This is a genomic window from Arthrobacter sp. SDTb3-6, assembly GCF_013376095.1.
Lineage (GTDB): Bacteria > Actinomycetota > Actinomycetes > Actinomycetales > Micrococcaceae > Specibacter.
The window spans coordinates 28,942-49,946 of record NZ_JAAMFN010000018.1 but is presented as its reverse complement, the minus strand read 5'-3'; the positions used below and the strand labels follow the sequence as shown (position 1 = coordinate 49,946).

Genomic DNA, 21,005 nt, shown 5'->3' with positions numbered 1-21,005 from the left:
TCGCGGTAGCGTTGAGCTGATGTCCACCTTGCGGCTCCTGATTTCCGACCTTGCTGCCCGGCCCGATCCCTCGCTGCTGCGGCTGCTTTCGCTGCGCCCGGAGCTGATGGATCCCCCGGCCGCCGATTTCGCCGCCCTCGCCGCCCGTGCCTCCAGCCGGGCCGGGCTCTCACGCGCCCTGGACCGGCTGAACCAGCCGCAGCTGCAGGTCCTGACCGCACTGGTGGTCACGGCCGGTCCCGAGTCGGGCGCCACCGCCGAACAGCTGGCCGACGCCGTGGGCGGCGCCACGCCCGGGGATGTGGAGGCGCTCCTCGCGGAACTGCACGGGCTGGCCCTGGTGCTCCCTACACCCCGGGGGACGGACGACGCCGGCCCCCGGCTTTTCCTGCCCGTCACCTCGCTGCGTGAGGTGTTGGGCGCACACCCGGCCGGTCTGGGACGCAGCTATGCCGAACTGGCCGATTCCCTCCCCGGCTGCCGGGACCGGCTGGCCGGGATCGCGGCGGCCCTGCAGCTGCCCGGCACGACGGCCGGGCCCGCGGCTGCGCTGCACCGCCACCTCTGCTCTTACACGGACCCTGCCCGGTTGCTGGCGGGCGCACCGGATGGCACCGCGGAACTGCTGGCCAAGTTTGGCGCCGGCCCCCTGGGCCGGGTGGGGCATGCCCTGCGCGACCCCGGCGGCCCGGACAGCCCGTGTGACCCCGGAGAAGGAGGCGGGGCCGTCAACTGGCTGCTGGGGCACGGCCTGCTGGTTCCCGTCGACGACGACCACGTGGAGCTGCCCCGCGAGGTGGGCCTGCTGCTGCGGCACGGCAAGGTGGTGGCCCGCTTTGCACCCGAACCGCCCGGCACCCCCGTTGCGCAGGTCCGCACTGCGTTGCGCGACAACGCGGCCTTGGGAGCGGTCGCCGCCGTGCTGCGGACAATGGGCCGGCTGCTGGATTCCGTGGAAGGCGCGCCGCTGGCCACGTTGCGGGCCGGAGGGGTTGGCGTGCGGGCCGTGCGCGCCCTGGCCAGGGACCTCGAAATTGAAATGGCACAGTCGTACTTTTATCTGGAGTTGGCTGCCATGGCGAAGCTCATCACGCTGGATCCGGACACCTCGCTGTGGAAGGCCACGGCGTCGGGCTGGCGCCCGCGCGACCGCGCCGAGCAGTGGCTGTGGCTGGCCTCCGCCTGGCTCGACGCCGCCCGGCTGCCCTCGCTCGTGGGCACCGGCTCCCCTGCCGTCAACGTGCTGGCCGGCGAGGCGCACCGCGCGGACGCGCCGGCACTGCGCGCCACCTCCCTGCAGGTGCTCGCCACCCTGCACCGGGGCACTGCAGCGAACGCCCCAACGGCCCCGACGGAGCAGCAGGCTCCTGCACAGCCCGGCATGGTTCCGGCACCCACCCCGGAACAGGTCCTGGAGCATTACGCCTGGCACCACCCGCGCCCGGCCCGCCGGATCGCCAGGGCCCTGGCCGGTTTCCTGGCCGAGGCCGAGATCCTGGGCCTGACCGGGGCCTCCGCGCTGACGGAACTGGGCCTGGCCGTGATCGAGCGCGACTGGGACGGCGCCCTGGACCTGCTGGCCGCCGCCCTGCCGGACCCGGTGGAACATGTCCTGTTGCAGGGCGACCTCACCGCCGTGGCGCCGGGCTACCTCTCGCCGGCCCTCTCCGCGGAGCTGTCCCTGCTCGCCGAGCCGGAGGGCCGGGGCACGGCGGGCGTGTACCGCTTCACGCCCGCCTCGATCCGGCGGGCCCTGGCCGCCGGCCGCACCGGGGCCGGGATCATGGAGTTCCTGGCCGCGCACTCGGCCACGTCCGTGCCGCAGCCGCTGGCGTACCTCATTGCGGATGCCGACTCACGCCACGGCCGTTTCACGTTGGGCGCCGCCTCGGCCGTGGTGAGCACGGAGGATCCGGCGCTGATGGCGGAGCTGTTGGCCGGGGACCGGGCCGCCCGCCTGCAGCTCACGGCCGTCTCGCCCACCGTGGCCGTCTCTGCCCTGGCGCCGGCCGACCTGGCCCGGGAAATGCTCGACGCCGGGCACTCCCCTTCCCTGTCCGGGGACCTGGCCGCGGCGGAACCGGACCGGCCCGCCGGCAGGGCCTGGCGCGCCGCCCCTGCCGTACCGCACCAGGCATTGGCACCGTACGAGGCCGCCCGCCTGCTGGCCGCCGAATACGGGACGGATGCAGGCAGGACCGACGATGCACCCGACGCCGGGGACCCCGCCGCCCAAACCCCCGCCGCCGAAACCCCGGGGGACGGCGCGGCGGCCGCCCAACGGCGGGAGGCGGGGAACGGCGTCGGCCATCCCCGGGGTGCGGCAGAGGCACAGCTGGCCGTGCTGCGCAGCCGTCCGGCATGGACGCCGGGGCGGGGGGAGGCTGCGCCCGCCCTGGTCCGGGAGCAGCTGCAGCGCGCCATCCGGGACAGGGCCGATGTCTGGCTGACCACCGTCAGCGGCGAAGGCCGGCCTGAAAGGCTGCGCGTGCACCCGTCGACCGTCGCGGAGGGGCGGGTGCGGGCGTTCGACCCCGGGCGGGACAGCGAACGCGTTTTCAGCCTCCACAGGGTCATGGACGTGGAATTGATCGAAGGCACAGGGACGAAGGGCAGGGCATGAACGACGGGCCGTTGATAGTCCAAAGCGACAAGACCATCCTGCTGGAGACGGCGCACCCGCAGGCCACCGAGGCAAGGCACGCCATTGCGGCCTTTGCCGAGCTGGAGCGCGCGCCGGAACACATGCACAGCTACCGGATCACGCCGCTGGGCCTGTGGAACGCGCGGGCCGCCGGGCTGGACGCCGAGCAGGTCCTGGACACGCTGCTGAAGTACTCGCGCTTCCCCGTGCCGCATCCGCTGCTGATCGACATTGCGGAGGTCATGTCCCGGTACGGGCGGCTGCGCCTGGAAAAGGACCCCGTCCACGGGCTGGTCATGCGCACCACCGATTTTCCCGTGTTGGAGGAGGTGGTCCACGCCAAGAAGATCGGCCCTCTGCTGGGGCCGCGGATCGACCCGCTGACAGTGGTGGTGCACTCCTCCCAGCGCGGGGCGCTCAAGCAGCTGCTGCTCCGGGCCGGCTGGCCCGCGGAGGACCTGGCCGGCTACGTTGACGGCACCCCGCACCCCATTGCCCTGACCGCCGGGGATGCCGACGCCGTGCCGCCCAAGGACGGGGCGTGGTCGCTGCGCCCCTACCAAAACCTGGCCGTGGAGAACTTTTGCGCGGGCGGCTCGGGCGTGGTGGTGCTGCCCTGCGGGGCCGGGAAGACCATTGTGGGCGCCGCGGCCATGGCCGTCTCCGGCACCACCACCCTGATCCTGGTCACCAACACCGTCTCCGCCCGGCAGTGGAAAGCCGAGCTGCTGAAACGGACGTCCCTGACGGAGGCTGAGATTGGCGAATACTCCGGATCCGCCAAGGAGGTCCGGCCCGTCACCATCGCCACCTACCAGGTGCTGACGGTGCGCCGCGGCGGACTCCACCCGCACCTGGAACTGCTCAATGACAACGACTGGGGGCTGATCATCTATGACGAGGTCCACCTGCTCCCGGCCCCCATCTTCCGCATGACCGCCGACCTGCAGGCCCGCCGCCGGTTGGGCCTGACCGCCACGCTGGTGCGGGAGGACGGCCGCGAGGGCGAGGTGTTCTCGCTGATCGGGCCCAAGCGGTACGACGCCCCGTGGAAGGACATCGAGGCGCAGGGATACATTGCCCCGGCGGACTGCGTGGAGGTCCGGATCGACCTGCCGCAGGACGAACGCATGGCCTACGCCATGGCGGACGACGCCGACAAGTACCGCCTGTGCGCCTCCAGCGAGAGCAAGTCCGCCGTCGTGGAACGGCTGGCGGCCGAGCATGCAGGCGAGCAGCTGCTGGTGATCGGGCAGTACATCGACCAGCTCGACGAGATTGCCGAACGGCTCGGCGCGCCGCTGATCAAGGGTGAAACGTCGGTGCGGGAACGCGAGCGGCTGTTTGACGAGTTCCGGCGCGGGCTCATCCACACCCTCGTGGTTTCCAAAGTGGCCAACTTTTCCATCGACCTGCCCGAGGCGTCCGTGGCCATCCAGGTCTCGGGGTCCTTCGGCTCCCGGCAGGAGGAGGCGCAGCGGCTGGGCCGGCTCATGCGCCCCAAGGCCGACGGCCGCACAGCGCGCTTTTACACGCTGGTGGCGCGGGACACTGTCGACGCCGGCTTTGCCGCCAAGCGCCAGCGCTTCCTCGCCGAGCAAGGCTACGCGTACCGCATCATCGACGCCCCCTAACTCCAACCCCCGGTTGCAACCGGGCGTTGGGAAAAAACGCCCCGATTGCAACCGAGCGTCTGGGGTCGCGGAGTAGGATCACTTGCCACGGGGTTCACAGCAGCTGGAGGCGTCATGGATTACGAAGAATCGGTGGCCGCGCACTATGGCGGCGCCGACGTCCTGGAACGGCTGCTGGCCGTGGTGCGCAACGCCGGCGGCGATCCGGCGCACTTTGCGCCGGCGGAACTGCGCGGGACCGACCAGCTCCACATCGGCGGCCGCGCCGCCACCTCGCGGGTGGCGGAGCGGGCCGGAATCGAGGCCGGGACGCGTGTGCTGGACATCGGTTCCGGACTGGGCGGGGTGGCCCGCCACCTGGCCGGCGAATTTGGTGCCGACGTGCACGGCGTGGACCTCACGCCGGAGTTCGTGGCGGCCGCCAGAAGTCTCACCGAACGCACGGGGCTGGTCAGTTCCGTGCAGTTCACCCAAGGCAGCGCCCTGGACCTGCCGGTGGCGGACGGCTCCTTCGACGCCGCCGTGGTGATCCATGTGGGCATGAACATCCGCGACAAGGACCGGCTGTTGGCCGAGGCCGCCCGTGTCCTGCGCCCGGGCGGCGTCCTGGCCGTGTACGACATCATGCTGGCGGGCGGCGGGATCGAGGCCTACCCGCTGCCGTGGGCCGCCACCAGGGAGACATCGTTCCCGCAGCCGCCCCTGGCCTACAGCGATGCCATGGGCCAGGCGGGCCTCGAGGTGGACAGTGAGGCCAAGCCGCTCGCGGAGGGCATCGCCTTCCTGGAGCGGGCCCTCGATGGCGGCGCCCCGCTGGGGCTGGCAGGGCCGGCGCTGGGCAATCTTCTGGACGCCTTCCGCGCGGGCCTGCTGGCACCGGTGGAAATCTACGCCCATCGGCCCTGATCCGCGGCCTAAAACACTACGCGCAGTTCCGGCGAGCCGGTCCGCCTGCGCCGGGTCGCCCGCCAGGCAGCGCAGCCCCGAATCGGGGGTCCTTCCGGAGAGCCCGCTGGCAAAGTCAGCCCTACGCCGGACAGCCGGGTTTGCGAGCCCTGGCCGCCATGCCACCTTGGCTGCCCCGGCTGCGTAGCGGACGGCAGCGTCCGCCGGGGTAAGGCCCCGGTTTTCCTCCACCTGCACCTGGTTGGCGGCGTCCAACGCCCCAAGGTGGGGTACCGGCGTCGTCCAAGTTGGCGGTGCCGCAGCGTGGCGCGGACGCTGAGGATGTCTTCCCGGGCCCCGGCCAGGTGGGCTGCGACGTCGCGGAGCTCCATCGGCGCAGTCCGTGCCGGCGTGCCACAGCGCCTCCGGCAGGCTGTTGAGGAACCCGGCAATGCCGGACACGACGGCAAGGCAAAGGGCTGCTGAGGTGGCGCGTTGGGCTGCCGGAATGGCAGTGGCGGAAACGGGCTGGTTCCTTCCTAGGGTGAGTAGTGCTCCAGCCACAGGGAAACTGCCGGTTCGACCAGCCGCGCATAGCGTCCGGACCCACCGCCTGCAGGTTCGTTGGCCAATTGTTGTGAGACCACTCCCGCCACCACCGTGGTGAACAGCAGCACGGCTTCCTCCGTTGCCGCGGACGCGCGCAGCTCGTTGCGTGACACGGCCAGCTTGATTTGCGCCCGTAGCAGTGCCACCGTCTCCTGGCTGGGCACATAGGCCTGCGGCGAGGGCTCAAACCCCGGCACGGGCCGCCAGTTGACCAGCTGCGCCGCAACAGGATTGCCCACCGACCACTGCACGAACGCGCGGGCGCCGGCGCGCAGGGCGGCGACGGGCTGGTCCGGATGCTGGCTGCCGGCCGAGGCCACGGCGTCCCGGAGCCCGGCGGCGCTGCGTTCAAAAAGGGCGTCGTAGAGGTCGCGTTTCGAAGGAAAGTACTCGTACAGGGACGGCGGCTTCATGCCCACGCGGCGTGCCACTGCGGACAGCGACATCCCCGCCACGCCGTCACGGGCCATCAGCTCGACGGCGGCGCCCAGAATTTCCCCCATCGTGGTGTCCCTGCCCACCCGGCGACGATCCGGTACTTTTTCCATGTCTCCATTGTCCCCTAATGCCATTAGGGAAACAAGGGTGCCGGGCGCCAGTAGACGGTCCACCCAAACACCGTGTGTGGCGCCGTCCTGCCGCCCGGACCCGCGGGCCGCCCACGGGAGCCGCACCCGCCGTCGCACCAGGCACGGCGGGGGAAATTTTTCACCGTTCCATACTAGCCGCTGGGAACAAGCTGGGCGTATGCTGACAGAAACTACCCACAGAATAGTCAGTTTATTCCCAGCCAATGGTCGGAGACTTAAACGGTGAAGAAGACCGGACCTGAAGCAAAGCTGCTCGTTGTTGACGACGAGCCCAACATTCGCGAACTGCTCTCCACTTCCCTCCGGTTCGCCGGATTCGAAGTGGTGGCGGCCGCCAACGGCCGCGAGGCCCTGGCCGCGGCTGAAGAGCACAACCCAGACCTGGCGGTGCTGGACGTCATGCTGCCGGACATGGACGGGTTCACCGTCACGCGCCGCCTGCGCGCGGCCGGGCGGCACTTCCCCGTCCTGTTCCTGACGGCCCGGGACGACACCGAGGACAAGGTGACCGGCCTGACGGTCGGCGGCGACGACTACGTGACCAAGCCGTTCAGCCTGGACGAGGTGGTGGCGCGCATCCGCGCCGTACTGCGGCGCACCCAGCCCATGGAGGACGACGACGCCGTGTTGCGCGTTGCCGACCTGGAGCTCGACGACGACGCCCACGAGGTGCGCCGCGCCGGCAAGACCGTGGAGCTCTCCCCCACTGAATTCAAGCTGCTGCGCTACCTGATGCTCAACCCCAACCGGGTGCTCTCCAAGGCGCAGATCCTGGACCACGTCTGGGAGTATGACTTCAACGGTGACGCCTCCATTGTGGAGTCCTACATCTCCTACCTGCGCCGCAAGGTGGACACGGATTCCTCCCTGCCCGCCCTGATCCAGACCAAGCGCGGTGTGGGCTACGTGCTGCGGACAGCAGACAAGCGCTAGCCACCTTGATCACGTTGTGGAAGAACGCCTCCCTGCGTTCGCAGCTGGTGGCCATCATCAGCGCCCTGCTGGCGCTGTCGCTGCTGGCCTTGGGGGCCACAACGTTTTTGCTGCTGCGCTCCTTCCTGCAGGACCAGATGGATGCGCAGCTGACCACCTTTCAACGCTCGATTGCCGTCTACGGCACCTTGGATTCCTCAAGCACCGGCCACTCGCCGTTCGGCTTTGACTACTATGTGGGGTTCCACTATTCCGATTCGGACCTGGCGGACCAGAACCGTTCGGGCCAGGACAAGCCGGTCTATCCGAACTACACCCTGAAGCAGGCCACGGCCCTCAACGGCAAGAAGTTCACGGTGCCCAGCACCGACGGCGGCGCCCCCTGGCGGATCACGGTCGTCGCACCCACAAGCTTCAACTACGGCCCGGCGAACCTTTTGGGCAGCCGGCCTGAATACCAGGGCTATGTGGTGGTGGGCCTGCCCTACGAGAGCCTGAACACCACCATGGAGCGGCTGGCCATCGTCATCACCGGCGTCGCCATCCTGGCCATCACGCTGGGCACCATGATCGCGTACTGGACGGTCAGCCGCTCGTTCCGGCCGCTGAGCCGGGTGGAAAAGACGGCTGCCGCCATTGCCGCCGGCGATCTCTCCCGCCGCGTCGACATTGAAAACCCCTCCACGGAGGTGGGGCGGCTCTCCGGCTCCCTGAACACCATGCTGGCCCATATTGAGCATGCCTTTGCGGCCCGGACGGCGTCGGAACAACGCATGCGCCGCTTCGTGGCGGACGCCTCCCATGAACTGCGCACGCCGCTGGTGACCATCCGCGGCTTTTCCGAGCTGTACCGGCATGGCGCGCTCCAAACCCCGGACGACGTCGGCACGGCCATGGGCCGCATTGAGAGCGAAGCCAAGCGCATGGGCGAGCTCGTCGAGGACCTGCTCATGCTGGCCCGGCTGGACGAGCAGCGCCCGCTGCTGCCCAAGCCCGTGGACCTGCTGATCATCGGGCACGACGCCGTCCTGGACGCCCGTGCCTCGGCCAGGGACCGCGCCTTCACCGTCGTGGGGCTCGACGGCGGCACGGGGGCCGCCGCGCCCACCCTGGGCGACGAGGCCAAGCTGCGCCAGGTCGTGGCCAACCTCATGGGCAACGCCCTGCGCTATACCCCGGAGGGCTCGCCCGTGGAAATCATGGTCGGAACGCAACGGGCGGACGGTCACAAGGTGTCCGTCATCAAGGTCCGCGACCATGGCCCGGGCATCTCGGCCGAGGAGGCCCCCCGCATCTTTGAGCGGTTCTACCGCGCCGATTCCTCCCGCGACCGGAACACCGGCGGCAGCGGACTGGGCCTGGCCATCGTGGCCGCCATCGTCGCCTCGCACCATGGCACGGTCCGGGTGGACCCGACGCCGGGCGGCGGGGCCACCATGGTCATCGAACTCCCCTTTGCGGAACCGGACGACGCCGGCACCCCGGACGCGCCGTCGGCTGACCGTCCCGTCCCGCCCGAGCCCCTGCGGGCGCCCGGTTCCGGGCCCGGTACTGAGCCCCGTTCCGTGCCCAGTTCCGTGCCCCGGGAGGCCGGCCGCGCCCCCGGCCGCACGGCGCAGCAGGGTGATGCTTCCTCCACAGGGGCATCCGGCGGCTGAGGTGCCCACACATGCCTGAACTGCGGTGGCGCCCCTGCCGGCCGCGGCCCTAGCGTGGGAGGTCCAGGCAGCGTTCCACGCGGTGGAACCCCACGAGCAGGAGGACCCCATGGCCCAGTTCAACGTCAACAGCGACGACCTCGCCGTCAAAAGCACCGCGGTCAAGGGCTCGGTGGACCGCATCAGGATGGAGGTCGACGGCATGAAGCGCAACCTGATGGACCTGCAGGCCACCTGGAGCGGTGCGGCCGCCACCAACTTCCAGGCGCTGCTTCAGGAATGGCACACCACCCAGGTCAAGGTCGAGGCGTCACTGGAAAGCATCAACTCCGCCCTGTCCATGGCGGCCACCCAGTATGCCCAGGCGGAGGAGGCGAACGCGCGCATGTTCACGGTGCGCTGACCCGGCCGGCGGCAGGGGGCTGCCTCCGGCACGGCGGCAGCCCCGGCAGGAGGCGGGGCTACGCCTCCGTGGTGCCTTGGTGGAAGCGCACCTGCCAGCGGCCGTTCTCGTGCTGCCAGATGGAACTGCGCAGCGAGTTCCCCCTCGGGCCGGTGCTGCGGTAGGTCAGCAGGGCCGTGGCCGCGTCGAGCCGGTTGAGGGTCAGGACCTCAAGGCCTGCCTCCGCAGCTTCTCCGTCGCTGAACATGGCCAGGATTTCCTGGCGCGACCACCGGCGCCCGGACGAACCGATCTCCTCGAAATCCGGATGCAGGAGTTCTCCGGCACGTAGGGGGTCGGAGCGGACCGCCGGGTCCATTAGTTCCCGCTCCAGTTCCACCACGGTTTCCAGTGCGGCGGCAGGGTGGGGCGCGAAGGCGGGGTCCGGTTCGTCATCGAGCATGGAAAACAGCTCGGGCTGTGCGGGGGCCGTTGCCGGGGCAGGAACCGTTATTGGGGCACGGGCCAGTGCAGGGTCCGGGACGGGCTCCTGAGCCTGTGCTCCGGCCGGTGCGGCGCCGGGGAAGCCGGGGCCGTGCCTGGGCTCGCGCTTGGCCTGGTAGGCTGTGGCGGCGTCGCGGGCCCGGTCGTCCGCGGCTTCGTTGAGGTCGTGGCCGGCGTGGCCCTTGACCCACTCGAACTTGTACTTGCGTCCGACGATGGCGGCGTCGATCTCCTTCAGCAGGTCCACGTTCAGCACGGGCTTGCCGTCGGCCTTGCGCCATCCCTTGCGTTTCCAGCCGGGCATCCACTTGGTGATGCAGTTGATGACGTATTGGCTGTCGCACAGGATGTGCAGTGGTTCCTGCGGGAGGTGCGCCGTGGACTTGAACAGGTCAAGGACGGCCATAAGCTCTCCCATGTTGTTTGTCCCGTGTGGCCAGCCGCCGGCCCGCCAGCAGTTCTCGTCCACATACCAGGCCCATCCGGCGGGGCCGGGATTTCCCAAAGCCGAACCATCGGCTGCCGCAACAATTGTCATGGCCCAATACTTTCAGATGAATCCGACACTTAAACGCCAATGGGCGCCCCCTCCACCGTGGGAGGGGACGCCCATTGGGGAAGCAGGGGTTTAGAAACCGCCCATGCCGCCCATGCCGCCCATGTCGTCGCCGCCGCCGGCCGGTGCAGCCTTTTCGGGCTTGTCAGCCACAACGGCTTCGGTGGTCAGGAACAGCCCTGCAATGGAGGCCGCGTTCTGCAGTGCCGAACGGGTCACCTTGACCGGGTCGTTGACGCCGGCAGCCAGCAGGTCCTCATACACGCCGGTGGCGGCGTTGAGGCCGTGGCCCACGGGCAGGCCGCGGACCTTGTCAACCACCACGCCGGGCTCAAAGCCGGCGTTGAAGGCGATCTGCTTCAGCGGTGCGTCGATGGCAACCTTGACGATGTTGGCGCCGGTGGCCTCGTCGCCGGTCAGGTCCAGGGCGTCGAACGCCTTGACGCCGGCCTGGATCAGGGCCACGCCACCGCCGGGGACGATGCCCTCTTCCACGGCAGCCTTGGCATTGCGGACTGCGTCCTCAATGCGGTGCTTGCGTTCCTTGAGTTCAACCTCGGTGGCGGCACCGGCCTTGATGACTGCAACGCCACCGGCCAGCTTGGCCAGGCGTTCCTGCAGCTTCTCGCGGTCGTAGTCGGAATCGGAGTTCTCGATCTCGGCGCGGATCTGGGCCACGCGGCCGGCGATGGCGTCGGCGTCGCCGGCACCTTCAACGATGGTGGTCTCGTCCTTGGTGACAACAACCTTGCGGGCCTTGCCGAGCAGGTCCAGCGTGGTGTTTTCCAGCTTCAGGCCGACTTCCTCGGCGATGACCTGGCCACCGGTGAGGATGGCGATGTCTGCCAGCTGGGCCTTGCGACGGTCGCCGAAGCCCGGTGCCTTGACGGCGACGGACTTGAACAGGCCGCGGATCTTGTTGACGATCAGCGTGGCCAGGGCCTCGCCCTCAACGTCTTCGGCGATGATCAGCAGCGGCTTGTTGGACGCCATGACCTTCTCGAGGACGGCAACGAGGTCCTTGACGTTGGAGATCTTGGAGTTGACGATCAGGATGTATGGGTCCTCAAGGACCGTTTCCTGGCGCTCGGTGTCGGTGACGAAGTAGGCGGAGATGTAGCCCTTGTCGAAGCGCATGCCTTCGGTCAGTTCCAGCTCCAGGCCGAAGGTGTTGGACTCCTCGACCGTAATGACGCCTTCCTTGCCAACCTTGTCCAGGGCCTCGGCGATGAGGGCACCGATTTCGGTGTCGCCGGCGGAGATGGAGGCCGTGGCCGCGATCTCTTCCTTGGTCTCGATTTCCTTGGCGGAGACGAGCAGCTGGTCGATGACGGCCGCAACGGCCTTCTCGATGCCGCGCTTGAGCGAGAGCGGGTCTGCTCCGGCGGCGACGTTGCGCAGGCCTTCCTTGACCAGGGCCTGGGCCAGCACGGTGGCCGTGGTGGTGCCGTCACCGGCGATGTCGTCGGTCTTCTTGGCGACTTCCTTGACCAGCTCGGCGCCGATCTTCTCATAAGGATCGTCCAGCTCGATCTCCTTGGCGATGGAAACACCATCGTTGGTGATCGTGGGGGCGCCCCACTTCTTTTCCAGGACGACGTTGCGGCCGCGCGGGCCCAATGTGACCTTGACGGCGTCGGCGAGGATGTTCAATCCGCGCTCAAGGCCGCGGCGTGCCTCTTCATCGAATGCAATGATCTTGGCCATGTAGGCTTCAGTCCTTTCGGGACAGTCATTATGGACTCTGCTCCCCAAGTGGTGCCCGCGACGGACGGACCCAAAGCCGGCGATCTCTTTCACGCCTGCCCCGGAATCCTCACCACTGGAGGAAAGGTATTGACCTCCGACGGCGGACGGCTGGCTAGGATCTAGCAGTCACCACCTCAGAGTGCTAAGTCAATAATTAGCACTCGACACCTAAGAGTGCAAGCGCGCGGCCTTCATGTGTGCTGCGGGCGAACGCAGGGGCGCCTGGCCGGGTGCATGGCCGGGCGCTGAATGCTTTCACTGTTTCGCATAAGCGGCTAGCGTTAATCACAGAAAGTCGTCAGCACAGCACCTGGGGCACGTGCACCGGCCGCAGGGGCGCTGGAACTGCCAACGTCCGCGACACCAAGGAGCCCCCATGACCGAGAACCCAAACCCCGCCGATCCGGCCCGGCAGCCCGGCGTCCCGGCCGGCTATGACCAGCCTGCCCCGCCCAGCCATGGACAGCCGCCGCACCAGCAACCCGCCGGCCAGGGGCCGCCAGCCTATTTCGGCCAGCCGCCTCAGCCATACCAGCAGCCGCCGGTCTACCAGCAGCCGCAACAGCCATACCAGCAACCGCCGGTCTACCAGCAGCCGCAACAGCCATACCAGCAACCGCCGGTCTACCAGCAGCCGCAACAGCAGTTCCAGCAGCCCGGCTACGGCCTGCCCCAGGGAGGGCAAAAGTCGAAGGTTGCAGCCGGCGTCCTGGGGATACTGCTGGGCTCCCTCGGCATCCACAACTTCTACCTCGGCTATACCAAGAAGGCCTTGATCCAACTGCTCATTTCCGTGATCAGCTTCGGCGCCCTCGCCTGGGCCATCGCCATTTGGGGCCTGGTCGAGGGGATCCTGATCCTGGTCGGCAACGATGGTTTCCGCACGGACGCGAGGGGCATTCCGCTCAAGGACTGACGCCGGCAACCGGGGCGCAGGAGGCACCGGCGCGTGGGTGGTGCCCCTACGCGCCCGGGCCGAGGATGATCGTCAGCGGAACACCCATCTCGGCGGAGTCCAGCAGCGTGGAGATGTTCAGCAGCCTGCCAAGGGCCTCGGCATTGGCCTTTTGTGCCGCGCCGTTGTAGATGATGGAGGAAATGCCCTGCGGGGAGCCGGACCAGTTGCCGGTCTGTGCAACGGTCCAGCCGTTCGCGGCAAGCTGTCCGCTGTACCGGGCCGCCAGTCCGCCGATGCCGGTGGCGTTGAAGACCACGACGGCGGTGGACTTGTCCACCGTGGCAGCCGGTGCGGCCGACGGCGTCGGGGCCGGAGCGGTGCTCGGGGCAGCGCTGGGGGCCTTGGTGGTGGCCGGCTGCTTGCTGTGCGGCGTGGCCGGGGCGGTGGCGGACTGGCTGGCCGGCGGGATCGCGGCCATCTCGTGGCCGCTGAACTTGGGCACGATCAGGAACGCCAACAGGCCCACACACAGCGCCGCAACACCGAAGATCATCAGCGGCACCAGGCTGCGCGAGGCGACCTCCAGTGAGGCACGGTGGACGCCGTGGCGCGCTGAGTTCTCCGGAACACGGTCAAATTCGTCCCGCGGGTAATTTGTCATGGTGCAGTGCTGTCCTTGGGGGTGAGGCAGTGGAAGCGTGCGTCAGTTTCCGAGCCGGCGTGCGGTCCGGGCCTTTTGGCGCGATGTACGTAGTCTACGCAACCGCTTGACCAACATGGGGTCATGCTCCAAGGCGGCTTCGGTGTCGATCAACGCATTGAGGATTTGGTAGTAATGGGTGGCGGACAGGTCGAACATGTCGCGGATGGCCTGTTCCTTGGCCCCCGCATACTTCCACCACTGCCGTTCCAGGGCCAGCATCCGGGCCTCCCGCTCGCCCAGCCCTGCCGCGTCACCGTGCCCTGCGGCGGGCACATGCTGCGACGGTTCGGCTGCTGGCACCACTGCACACTCCTTCAGTTCCACATCCCGGCCCGGTTTTTGCCGGCCCGGTTTTTGCTGCGGCGCCCTGCCGGCGCGCCACTCTTCCATGATAAAGGCGAATGACAGCCGTGTCATTCCGTGGATGCGGTGAGAATGGAACCATGGACTCCACCCCCGGTCTTTTTGACCTCCCCTCCCCGGCCGCCTGGGACGCCGCGCAGCTGCAGGCACTCGACACGTTGGGCACGGACCCGCTCGCGCTGCTGTCACCTGACTGGGCTGCGGCCCTGGCCGGCCAGGAACATGCCCTTCGGGACCTGGGGCGCATGCTGCGCCGGGAGTACGACGCCGGGACCTCCTTCCTGCCTCCCCCCGCCCGGGTGCTGCGCGCCTTGGCCGCGCCCCTGTCCGGCGTCAAGGTCCTGGTGGTGGGCCAGGACCCTTACCCGACGCCCGGGCATTCGGTGGGCCTGGCCTTCGCCGTGGACCGGGCCACCCGGCCCCTCCCCCGCAGCCTGAACAACATCTACAGGGAACTGCAGGCCGACCTCGGCATCGCCCCGGCAGCGCACGGCGACCTCAGCGCCTGGGCCGGCCAGGGCGTCCTCCTGCTCAACCGCGTGCTCACGGTGGCGCCGGGCGCGGCAGGCTCGCACCGGCGTCGTGGCTGGGAAGGCGTCACGGAGGCCGTCATCAAGGCACTGGCTGCGCGGAAACAGCCCTTGGTAAGCGTGCTGTGGGGACGCGACGCACAAAAGCTGGCGCCGCTGCTGGCGGGCACCGCCATCATTGAAGCGGCCCACCCCAGCCCGCTGTCGGCGTCGCGCGGGTTTTTCGGCTCGCGCCCGTTCAGCCGCATCAACGCGTCGCTGGAGCTGCAGGGCAGCGGGCCGGTCGACTGGCGGCTGCCCGCCTGACCACCTGCAGGCAGCGGCCGGCAGCCCCTGATAGCGTGAGGACAACCCGACTTCATGGGCGGTCCTGCCGACGCCCCCTTTTCCCAGGAGCGATTTGTGAATTCCGCTGACACCGGCAAGGAAACGGTGGTTGCCCCGGCCGTGAAGCGCCGGCCCCAGTTCGTGCTGGACGTGGTGCGCACGGAACAGCTGAGCCCGCACATGGTGCGCGTCGTGGCCGGCGGGCCCGGCCTGGCCGCCTTTGAAGCCAAGGACGCCACCGACATGTACGTGAAAATCCACTTCCTGCAGCCCGGCGTGGACTATGCCGAGCCCGTGGATGTGTTTGCGCTGCGCGAGACCATGCCGCGGGAACAGTGGCCAGCCACCCGCACGTACACCGTGCGCTGGCTGGACCTGGCCGCACAGGAGCTCGCGATCGACTTTGTCATTCACGGCGACAGCGGCCTGGCCGGACCGTGGGCTGCCGCTGCCGCCCCCGGGGACCGGATCATCTTTTCCGGACCCGGCGGCGCCTACCGGCCCAACCCGGACGCGGACTGGTACCTGTTGGGCGGCGACGAGGCGGCCCTGCCCGCCATTGCGGCGGCCCTTGAGGCGCTGCCCGCCGGGGCCGTGGGCTACGCCTACCTTGAGGTGGACACGGAAGCGGACATCCAGCCGATCGCCGCGCCGGCCGGCGTCGAGGTGGTGTGGCTGTTCCGGCGCGGCGCCACGCCGGACGCGAGCACGCTGCTGGCGGACGCCGTTGCCGGCGGCCCCTGGCCCGACGGCGCCGTCGACGTGTTCGTCCACGGCGAGCGCGAGTACATGAAGGCCCTGCGCGACGTCCTGTTCAAGCAGCGCGGCCTGGCCCGCAGCCAGGTGTCCCTCTCGGGCTACTGGGCCTACGGCCGGACCGAGGACTACTTCCAGGCGGAGAAGAAGCAGCCCATCGGCAAGATCCTCTAGCCCGCACCGCGGCAGCCGTGCGGGAGGGCGGCAGCGGTCAGCGGCGACGGTTGCGGCGTCGGACCTGCTGGCCGCGGGGCCTGGTGAGCGGGCGGGCCATGTTGTCGCCCAGGACCACCCCGGCCGCCACCGCAAGGATGACCACCAGGGCATTGAAGATTCCGACGGCGCCGGTCACCGAGTCGGCCGGCGTGAGCGTCAGGACGAACATGGCCCGGAAGATGGACAGGCCCACCAGCAGGAAGATGATGGACGGCACGGCCACCACCAGCTGCGGGGCGCCCAGCCGCAGCGCGATGATGCGGGCCAGGATGCCCACCACGATCGCGGCCAGGGCGGGCGCAAAACGGGCGCCGAGGCCCAGCTCGATCCCGCCGTAATAGGCCAGGTAGCCGGCCAGCGCCACCGCCATGGTGGGCACCAGCAGGCGCACGGAGGTTTGTTCGGCGATGCACAGCGTCACGGTGGCCACGGCGACCAGCGGCAGGACGATGTAGAGCGGCAGGGACCCGACGATCGGTTCCGCCACCTTGATCCGGTCCCCGCCCAGCATGGACGCGCTGACCAGGGCAACGGCGATGCCGGAGACGATGGCGCCAAACGTCAGGAATGCGGACAGGAAGCGCCCGGCCGCCGTAACGGGGAAGCCGTTGATGGCATCCTGGACGGCGGAGACCAGCCGCCCCGAGGGCAGCATCAGCAGGATCCCGCCGGCCACCACCATCGAGGGGCTCAGCGGCACGTGGAACATGAAACAGACCACGGCCACGAGGGTGATGATGAAGGAGGTGATGGCGGTGACGAAGAAGTCCGGCACCCGCCATTTGCCAAGCACGCGTGCAATCTGGCCGGCGAGCAGGATGGTCACCAGGGACACCAGCATGCCCAGCAGGCCGCCGCCGATCACGCCGACCACGGCGGCGGCGAACACCGCCTCGGCCAGGGATACCATCCAGCGCGGGAACGGCTTGGGCCGCTTGATGATGGTGTCCAGGCGGCGGTAGGCGTCGTCCCGGGCCACGCCGCCGGAAACGATGTCCGTCACGAGCTCGTGGACCTGGACCAGGCCGGCGTAGTTGCTGGTCCAGGACCGGACCACGCGCAGCAAGGTGATGGGCACGCCGTCGCGGTGTGCGTAGTTGATGATGACCGACTGGTTGGTGATGTCCACCTCGATGTTGCGCAGGCCAAAGGCGGCCGTGACGGCAATGATGGACGTCTCCACCTCCAGCGCGCCGGCACCATACCGGAACATGGTCTCGGCCAGGCGCAGCGCAAAGTCGATGGTCTTGCGCGCCGATTCGTCGGCCAGGCCCACCTGGATCGTCGGGTTCGCGTACGGGCTGCCGGCGAGCCGTTCCACAATGTTCATGGGCGCCGTGGGCGGGGTCTCCCCCTGCACCAGGCGTCGCAGCACGGTGCGGGCGGCCTTGTTGGGGCGCGGCGGCGGGAGCAGCGGTGGCATGTGCAGGGGCGCCGGCACCAGCGGAATCGGCCCGGCTGCCGGGACGTCGCGCGTGGCCGAGGGACCCTTTTCGGGTTGCCCGGACAGCGCGGCCTCCCCCGGCGGTGCGGTGGGCTTCGCCGGGCCGCGCTTCGCCGGGCCCCGCTTGTCCCGGTTGTTGGAGCTGCTGCTCATCCGTTCTCCTCAGGGGACGTGCCCCACCGGACACAACAGCGGCCGGAGGGGCCGCCGTCGGACGTGTCCATGGTCAAAAAGGCTAGTAAAACTTTTGGCCCGTGCGTCGGGTGTACAGCTGGCGCAACACCCTTTCCCCCGCAACCGTCCACAATTTATACCGCACGGGGCTGAACACCACATCCCAGCAGCCGACGAAATCCGTGACCGTCTTCGTGAAGCTGGTCTTGAACAGGCCCAGGCCGTGGTGCGGGTGGCTGGGGTCCTTGAGCTTGTCCGACGGGGGCGTGCCGCAGAAGTCATACTGGACGGCGCCCAGCTCCTTCATGTCCAGGATGGCCTCCCACTGGATCAGGTGGGAATCCCCGTACTGGGAGCGCTGCTGCAGCGAGCCGCCGTCCTTGTAGGTGGCCTTGGTGCCGTAGTTGATGACGAAGGCGCCCACCGACGGGACCCCGTTTTCGTGCACAAAGTAGAACCGGCCCTGGCCGCGGCTGGCGAACTCGGACCAGAACTGGCGGAAGTAGCCAAACTCACGCGCCACCCCCGCATTTTTGGCCTCGAAGGTGCCCACCATGAGGTTGTAGAGCGCGCGCATGGTGGCCTCGGTCGCTTCGGGGCGGACCACTTCCACCCCCTCGCGGATGGCGCGTCGCACGGCGTTGCGCCCGCGCGAGTGGAGGTTGCGCAGCAGCTGGTTAGGTTCCGCGGTGATGTCCAGCAGGGCGGTGCTGTCGTTGGGTTGCAGGTCGGGGACCTTGACGTAGCCGGCCCCGGAGAGCACGGCGCGGGCCTCCGGGGAGGCCACGATGTCGGGTTCGATCTTCGCGGCAAAGACGTTGAGCCTGGCGCGCCGGGTGAATGCGTGCAGCGCTGCCATCATCGCCGGGAGGTGCTCCACCTCGCGGGTGTCCGGGCCCTTGATGAGGTACCACAGCCGCCCCAGCCCCGGAAACCCCTTCTCCAGGGCCAGGTTGTAGCTGGTGTACTCGGCGCTGTCGAACGCCAGGAACTGGGGCGTCCAGCCGTGGATCCTTTTGACGGCCGCGAAGGAAGCGGACTGGAGAAGGTTGCCGCCGTTGGGGTTCGCCGTGACCAGGGTGTCCCAGCTCTCAATCTCGGCGGCAGTGGCAAATCGGGCGGTAAATTCCAGCAAAAGACCCTCAATTGTGTCGGCATGTGTTCGCTGGTCCAAGTCTAGCGGGCCGGATTCTCACATCCCACGCACAGCCTGTCCCAATGAAACACGCGGTCCGCGGCCAGAGGATGGCACCTGGACGGCTGCCGCACGGGCAGCCACAATTGTAGGGAGCAGGACATGGGTGTGGTTTCCCGGAGCGTGGGCAACGCGTTCCGCAACAAGGTGCGCAGCGGCGCCGTCGTGGTCATATTGGCGGTGGCGATCGGCCTCGCGCTGGCCATGCTGGTGGCCAACCAGGCGGTGGGCGCCAAGGTCGACTCACTCAAGGCCTCCGTGGGCAACACCCTCATGGTCAACCCCGCCGGGTCCCGCGGCGGACTTGGCGGCGGCAACCCGCTGACGACGGCGGACGCCACCAAGGCGGCGGCCGTCGCCCACGTGACCGGCGTCAACGAGGCGCTCACCGTCCGTCTGGCCAACGCGGCCGCGGACTCCGCCTCCGCGGGCTCCGCCTCCGGCAACGGCGGCGCCGACCGCGGATCCAGGGGCGGCCGCTTCGGCACCAGCGGCACCACCAGCCTGGTCTCCGCCGTCGACCCCGGCGTGCTGGGCCAGCGCAACAACAGCAACGGCAGCTCCCCTGACGGCGGCTCCGGCAGCACCACCACCCGTCCGGCCTTCAGCATTCCGATCCAGGCCACGGGCGTCTCCACCTCGGCCACGGCGGCCGGAACCGCCATCAAGCTGACGGGCGGTTCGCAGCTGACGGACTTTGCCGCCAATTCAACCCAGGCCCTGGTGGGTTCCACCCTGGCCACCAAGAATTCCCTGAAGGTGGGCTCCACCTTCACCGTCCAAAGCCGCACCATGAAGGTCACAGGCATTTTCGACGCCGGCGACGCGTTCGACAACAACGGCATCTACCTGCCCCTCGCGGCCACGCAGACGCTGGTGGACCAGGCCGGGCAGCTGAGCAGCCTGAACGTGGTCGTGGACAGCATTGAGAATGTCTCCTCCACCCAGGCCGCGCTGACCAGCGCGTTGGGCGCCTCCAACGTCGACGTGACCGCCGGTTCGAACAACCTGCAGGCCGCCATCACGTCCCTGGGCAGCGTGCAGAACATTTCACTGATCGCCTTCATCGCCTCGCTCGTGACGGCAGGGCTGATCGTGCTGCTGATCATGATCATGGTGGTGCGCGAACGGCGCCGTGAAATTGGCGTCCTCAAGGCCATCGGCGCGTCCAACCGCACCATCGGCCTCCAGTTCGTCATCGAGGCGATGGTGCTGGTGGTCCTGGGCAGCGTGGTGGGTGCCGCCGTGGCGGCCTTCAGCTCCAACCCCATCGTCAGCGCCCTCGTGGCGGGAAACACCACCTCCACCAACGCGGCCGTCGGCCGGTTCGGGGGCCGCGGCGGACTTGGCGGTGGAGGCGGATTCAGCGGCGGGTTCACCCGCACCCGCGGCGCCTTTGCCGGCGCCAGCCAGCTCATTGGCACCATCAGCACCTCCGTCGGCTGGCAGACGCTGGTGCTGGGCGCCGTCGGAATCCTGGCCATCGCCGCCATCGGCGCCCTGATACCGGCCCTGCTGACCGCCAAGGTCCGCCCCATCGAAGTCCTGCGAGGAGAGTAAGCCATGCTGAACGTCAAAGACGTAGTCAAGTCCTTCAATTCCGGGGACCGCACCATCAAGCCCGTCAACGGGGTGAGCTTCAGCCTGGAGCAGGGCACCTTTGCCGCCATCCTGGGCAAGAGCGGCAGCGGCAAGAGCACGCTGCTGTCCCTCCTCGGCGCCCTGGACAAGGCGACCTCCGGGGACGTGTTCGTGGACGAGGTAAACATTTCCACGCTGCCGGACCGCAAGCTCACCGCCTACCGCCGCGATGACATCGGCTTTGTCTTCCAGTCCTACAACTTGATCCCGAACCTGTCGGCCAAGGAAAACGTCATGCTGCCCATGGAGTTCGCCGGCGTCTCCCATGCCGAACGCAGCAAGCGGGCGGGTGCATTGCTCAACCAGGTCGAGCTGGGCGAAGAAATGCACGGCCGCCTGGCCAACAGGCTTTCCGGCGGCATGCAGCAGCGCGTCGCGATCGCCCGGGCCCTCGCCAACAACCCGAAGCTGATTCTGGCCGACGAGCCCACGGGCAACCTGGACGACGAGACGGGTGAGCTCATCATCGCCCTCCTGCGCCAGCTGGCCCACGAGAAAAAGACCACCATCCTGGTCGTCACCCACGACCACGCCCTGGCGGCCCAGACGGACAGAAAATTCCGCCTCGCCCACGGCAAGCTCACGGAGGACTGACCACCCGAACCAGCCCTCGG

At 68.8% G+C, this 21,005-nt stretch carries 18 protein-coding genes; 11 read left to right on the top strand and 7 right to left on the bottom strand.

Going from position 1 to position 21,005, the window contains the following annotated elements; translation table 11 throughout:
- Window positions 1-19: 19 nt before the first annotated feature.
- The 3 genes from G6035_RS10475 (at window position 20) to G6035_RS10465 (ending at window position 5,184) form a co-directional block, all read left to right on the top strand.
- On the top strand, window positions 20-2,623 hold the full coding sequence (locus G6035_RS10475) for a helicase-associated domain-containing protein (protein ID WP_176617035.1): 2,604 nt from the start codon (window positions 20-22) through the stop codon (window positions 2,621-2,623).
- Window positions 2,620-4,278, top strand: a complete 1,659-nt coding sequence (locus G6035_RS10470; RefSeq protein WP_176617034.1) for a DNA repair helicase XPB — start codon at window positions 2,620-2,622, stop codon at window positions 4,276-4,278. Before G6035_RS10475 ends, G6035_RS10470 begins: the two co-directional genes overlap by 4 nt.
- A 114-nt stretch (window positions 4,279-4,392) precedes the next feature.
- On the top strand, window positions 4,393-5,184 hold the full coding sequence (locus tag G6035_RS10465) for a class I SAM-dependent methyltransferase (RefSeq protein WP_176617033.1): 792 nt from the start codon (window positions 4,393-4,395) through the stop codon (window positions 5,182-5,184).
- 518 nt (window positions 5,185-5,702) lie between these two features.
- On the opposite strand, the gene G6035_RS10460 is transcribed toward G6035_RS10465, so the two are convergent.
- Window positions 5,703-6,320, bottom strand: coding sequence for a TetR/AcrR family transcriptional regulator (locus tag G6035_RS10460; RefSeq protein ID WP_176617032.1), 618 nt, complete (start codon window positions 6,318-6,320; stop codon window positions 5,703-5,705).
- Window positions 6,321-6,584: 264 nt separating this feature from the next.
- Between G6035_RS10460 and G6035_RS10455 the strand changes: the two genes are divergently transcribed.
- The 3 genes from G6035_RS10455 (at window position 6,585) to G6035_RS10445 (ending at window position 9,356) form a co-directional block, all read left to right on the top strand.
- Window positions 6,585-7,295 (top strand): response regulator transcription factor, encoded by a 711-nt coding sequence (locus G6035_RS10455; protein WP_176617031.1) that lies wholly within the window; start codon window positions 6,585-6,587, stop codon window positions 7,293-7,295.
- Window positions 7,296-7,300: 5 nt separating this feature from the next.
- Window positions 7,301-8,953, top strand: a complete 1,653-nt coding sequence (locus G6035_RS10450; protein ID WP_176617030.1) for a cell wall metabolism sensor histidine kinase WalK — start codon at window positions 7,301-7,303, stop codon at window positions 8,951-8,953.
- Between the two features lie 109 nt (window positions 8,954-9,062).
- Window positions 9,063-9,356, top strand: a complete 294-nt coding sequence (locus G6035_RS10445; RefSeq protein WP_176617029.1) for a WXG100 family type VII secretion target — start codon at window positions 9,063-9,065, stop codon at window positions 9,354-9,356.
- Window positions 9,357-9,414: 58 nt separating this feature from the next.
- On the opposite strand, the gene G6035_RS10440 is transcribed toward G6035_RS10445, so the two are convergent.
- Both G6035_RS10440 and groL read right to left on the bottom strand, forming a co-directional pair.
- A complete protein-coding gene (locus G6035_RS10440) occupies window positions 9,415-10,377 on the bottom strand; it encodes a ribonuclease HI family protein (RefSeq protein WP_176617028.1) in 963 nt (320 codons plus the stop codon).
- A 90-nt stretch (window positions 10,378-10,467) separates the two neighbouring features.
- Complete coding sequence (gene groL / locus G6035_RS10435; RefSeq protein ID WP_176617027.1) at window positions 10,468-12,102, bottom strand: chaperonin GroEL; 1,635 nt, start codon at window positions 12,100-12,102, stop codon at window positions 10,468-10,470.
- A gap of 418 nt (window positions 12,103-12,520) precedes the next feature.
- Here groL and G6035_RS20110 point away from each other — a divergent pair, with 418 nt between their 5' ends.
- A complete protein-coding gene (locus tag G6035_RS20110) occupies window positions 12,521-13,060 on the top strand; it encodes a TM2 domain-containing protein (RefSeq protein ID WP_176617026.1) in 540 nt (179 codons plus the stop codon).
- 46 nt (window positions 13,061-13,106) lie between these two features.
- Here G6035_RS20110 and G6035_RS10425 read toward each other — a convergent pair whose 3' ends face one another.
- Complete coding sequence (locus G6035_RS10425) at window positions 13,107-13,703, bottom strand: LytR C-terminal domain-containing protein (protein ID WP_176617025.1); 597 nt, start codon at window positions 13,701-13,703, stop codon at window positions 13,107-13,109.
- Window positions 13,704-13,745: 42 nt separating this feature from the next.
- The gene (locus G6035_RS20105; RefSeq protein ID WP_371130968.1) at window positions 13,746-14,045 is read right to left on the bottom strand and encodes a DUF3263 domain-containing protein; all 300 of its coding nucleotides are present in this window, start codon (window positions 14,043-14,045) and stop codon (window positions 13,746-13,748) included.
- A gap of 143 nt (window positions 14,046-14,188) precedes the next feature.
- Between G6035_RS20105 and G6035_RS10415 the strand changes: the two genes are divergently transcribed.
- Window positions 14,189-14,944, top strand: a complete 756-nt coding sequence (locus G6035_RS10415; RefSeq protein ID WP_176617024.1) for a uracil-DNA glycosylase — start codon at window positions 14,189-14,191, stop codon at window positions 14,942-14,944.
- A 96-nt stretch (window positions 14,945-15,040) separates the two neighbouring features.
- A complete protein-coding gene (locus G6035_RS10410; protein ID WP_371130963.1) occupies window positions 15,041-15,895 on the top strand; it encodes a siderophore-interacting protein in 855 nt (284 codons plus the stop codon).
- A 37-nt stretch (window positions 15,896-15,932) separates the two neighbouring features.
- Here G6035_RS10410 and G6035_RS10405 read toward each other — a convergent pair whose 3' ends face one another.
- Both G6035_RS10405 and G6035_RS10400 read right to left on the bottom strand, forming a co-directional pair.
- Window positions 15,933-17,360, bottom strand: a complete 1,428-nt coding sequence (locus tag G6035_RS10405; protein WP_176617072.1) for a threonine/serine exporter ThrE family protein — start codon at window positions 17,358-17,360, stop codon at window positions 15,933-15,935.
- Window positions 17,361-17,616: 256 nt separating this feature from the next.
- The gene (locus G6035_RS10400) at window positions 17,617-18,690 is read right to left on the bottom strand and encodes a peptidoglycan bridge formation glycyltransferase FemA/FemB family protein (RefSeq protein WP_176617022.1); all 1,074 of its coding nucleotides are present in this window, start codon (window positions 18,688-18,690) and stop codon (window positions 17,617-17,619) included.
- Window positions 18,691-18,852: 162 nt separating this feature from the next.
- Here G6035_RS10400 and G6035_RS10395 point away from each other — a divergent pair, with 162 nt between their 5' ends.
- Complete coding sequence (locus G6035_RS10395; protein WP_176617021.1) at window positions 18,853-20,310, top strand: ABC transporter permease; 1,458 nt, start codon at window positions 18,853-18,855, stop codon at window positions 20,308-20,310.
- A 3-nt stretch (window positions 20,311-20,313) separates the two neighbouring features.
- Complete coding sequence (locus G6035_RS10390) at window positions 20,314-20,985, top strand: ABC transporter ATP-binding protein (protein ID WP_176617020.1); 672 nt, start codon at window positions 20,314-20,316, stop codon at window positions 20,983-20,985.
- Window positions 20,986-21,005: the final 20 nt, after the last annotated feature.

Coding starts and splice junctions, on each gene's coding strand:
- G6035_RS20110 (WP_176617026.1), top strand. CDS start 12,521: ATGACCGAGAACCCAAACCCCGCCGATCCGGCCCGGCAGCCCGGCGTC.
- G6035_RS10460 (WP_176617032.1), bottom strand. CDS start 6,320: ATGGAAAAAGTACCGGATCGTCGCCGGGTGGGCAGGGACACCACGATG.
- G6035_RS10475 (WP_176617035.1), top strand. CDS start 20: ATGTCCACCTTGCGGCTCCTGATTTCCGACCTTGCTGCCCGGCCCGAT.
- G6035_RS10415 (WP_176617024.1), top strand. CDS start 14,189: ATGGACTCCACCCCCGGTCTTTTTGACCTCCCCTCCCCGGCCGCCTGG.
- G6035_RS10465 (WP_176617033.1), top strand. CDS start 4,393: ATGGATTACGAAGAATCGGTGGCCGCGCACTATGGCGGCGCCGACGTC.
- G6035_RS10390 (WP_176617020.1), top strand. CDS start 20,314: ATGCTGAACGTCAAAGACGTAGTCAAGTCCTTCAATTCCGGGGACCGC.
- G6035_RS10405 (WP_176617072.1), bottom strand. CDS start 17,360: ATGCCACCGCTGCTCCCGCCGCCGCGCCCCAACAAGGCCGCCCGCACC.
- G6035_RS10440 (WP_176617028.1), bottom strand. CDS start 10,377: ATGACAATTGTTGCGGCAGCCGATGGTTCGGCTTTGGGAAATCCCGGC.
- G6035_RS10395 (WP_176617021.1), top strand. CDS start 18,853: ATGGGTGTGGTTTCCCGGAGCGTGGGCAACGCGTTCCGCAACAAGGTG.
- groL (WP_176617027.1), bottom strand. CDS start 12,102: ATGGCCAAGATCATTGCATTCGATGAAGAGGCACGCCGCGGCCTTGAG.
- G6035_RS10445 (WP_176617029.1), top strand. CDS start 9,063: ATGGCCCAGTTCAACGTCAACAGCGACGACCTCGCCGTCAAAAGCACC.
- G6035_RS10425 (WP_176617025.1), bottom strand. CDS start 13,703: ATGACAAATTACCCGCGGGACGAATTTGACCGTGTTCCGGAGAACTCA.
- G6035_RS10470 (WP_176617034.1), top strand. CDS start 2,620: ATGAACGACGGGCCGTTGATAGTCCAAAGCGACAAGACCATCCTGCTG.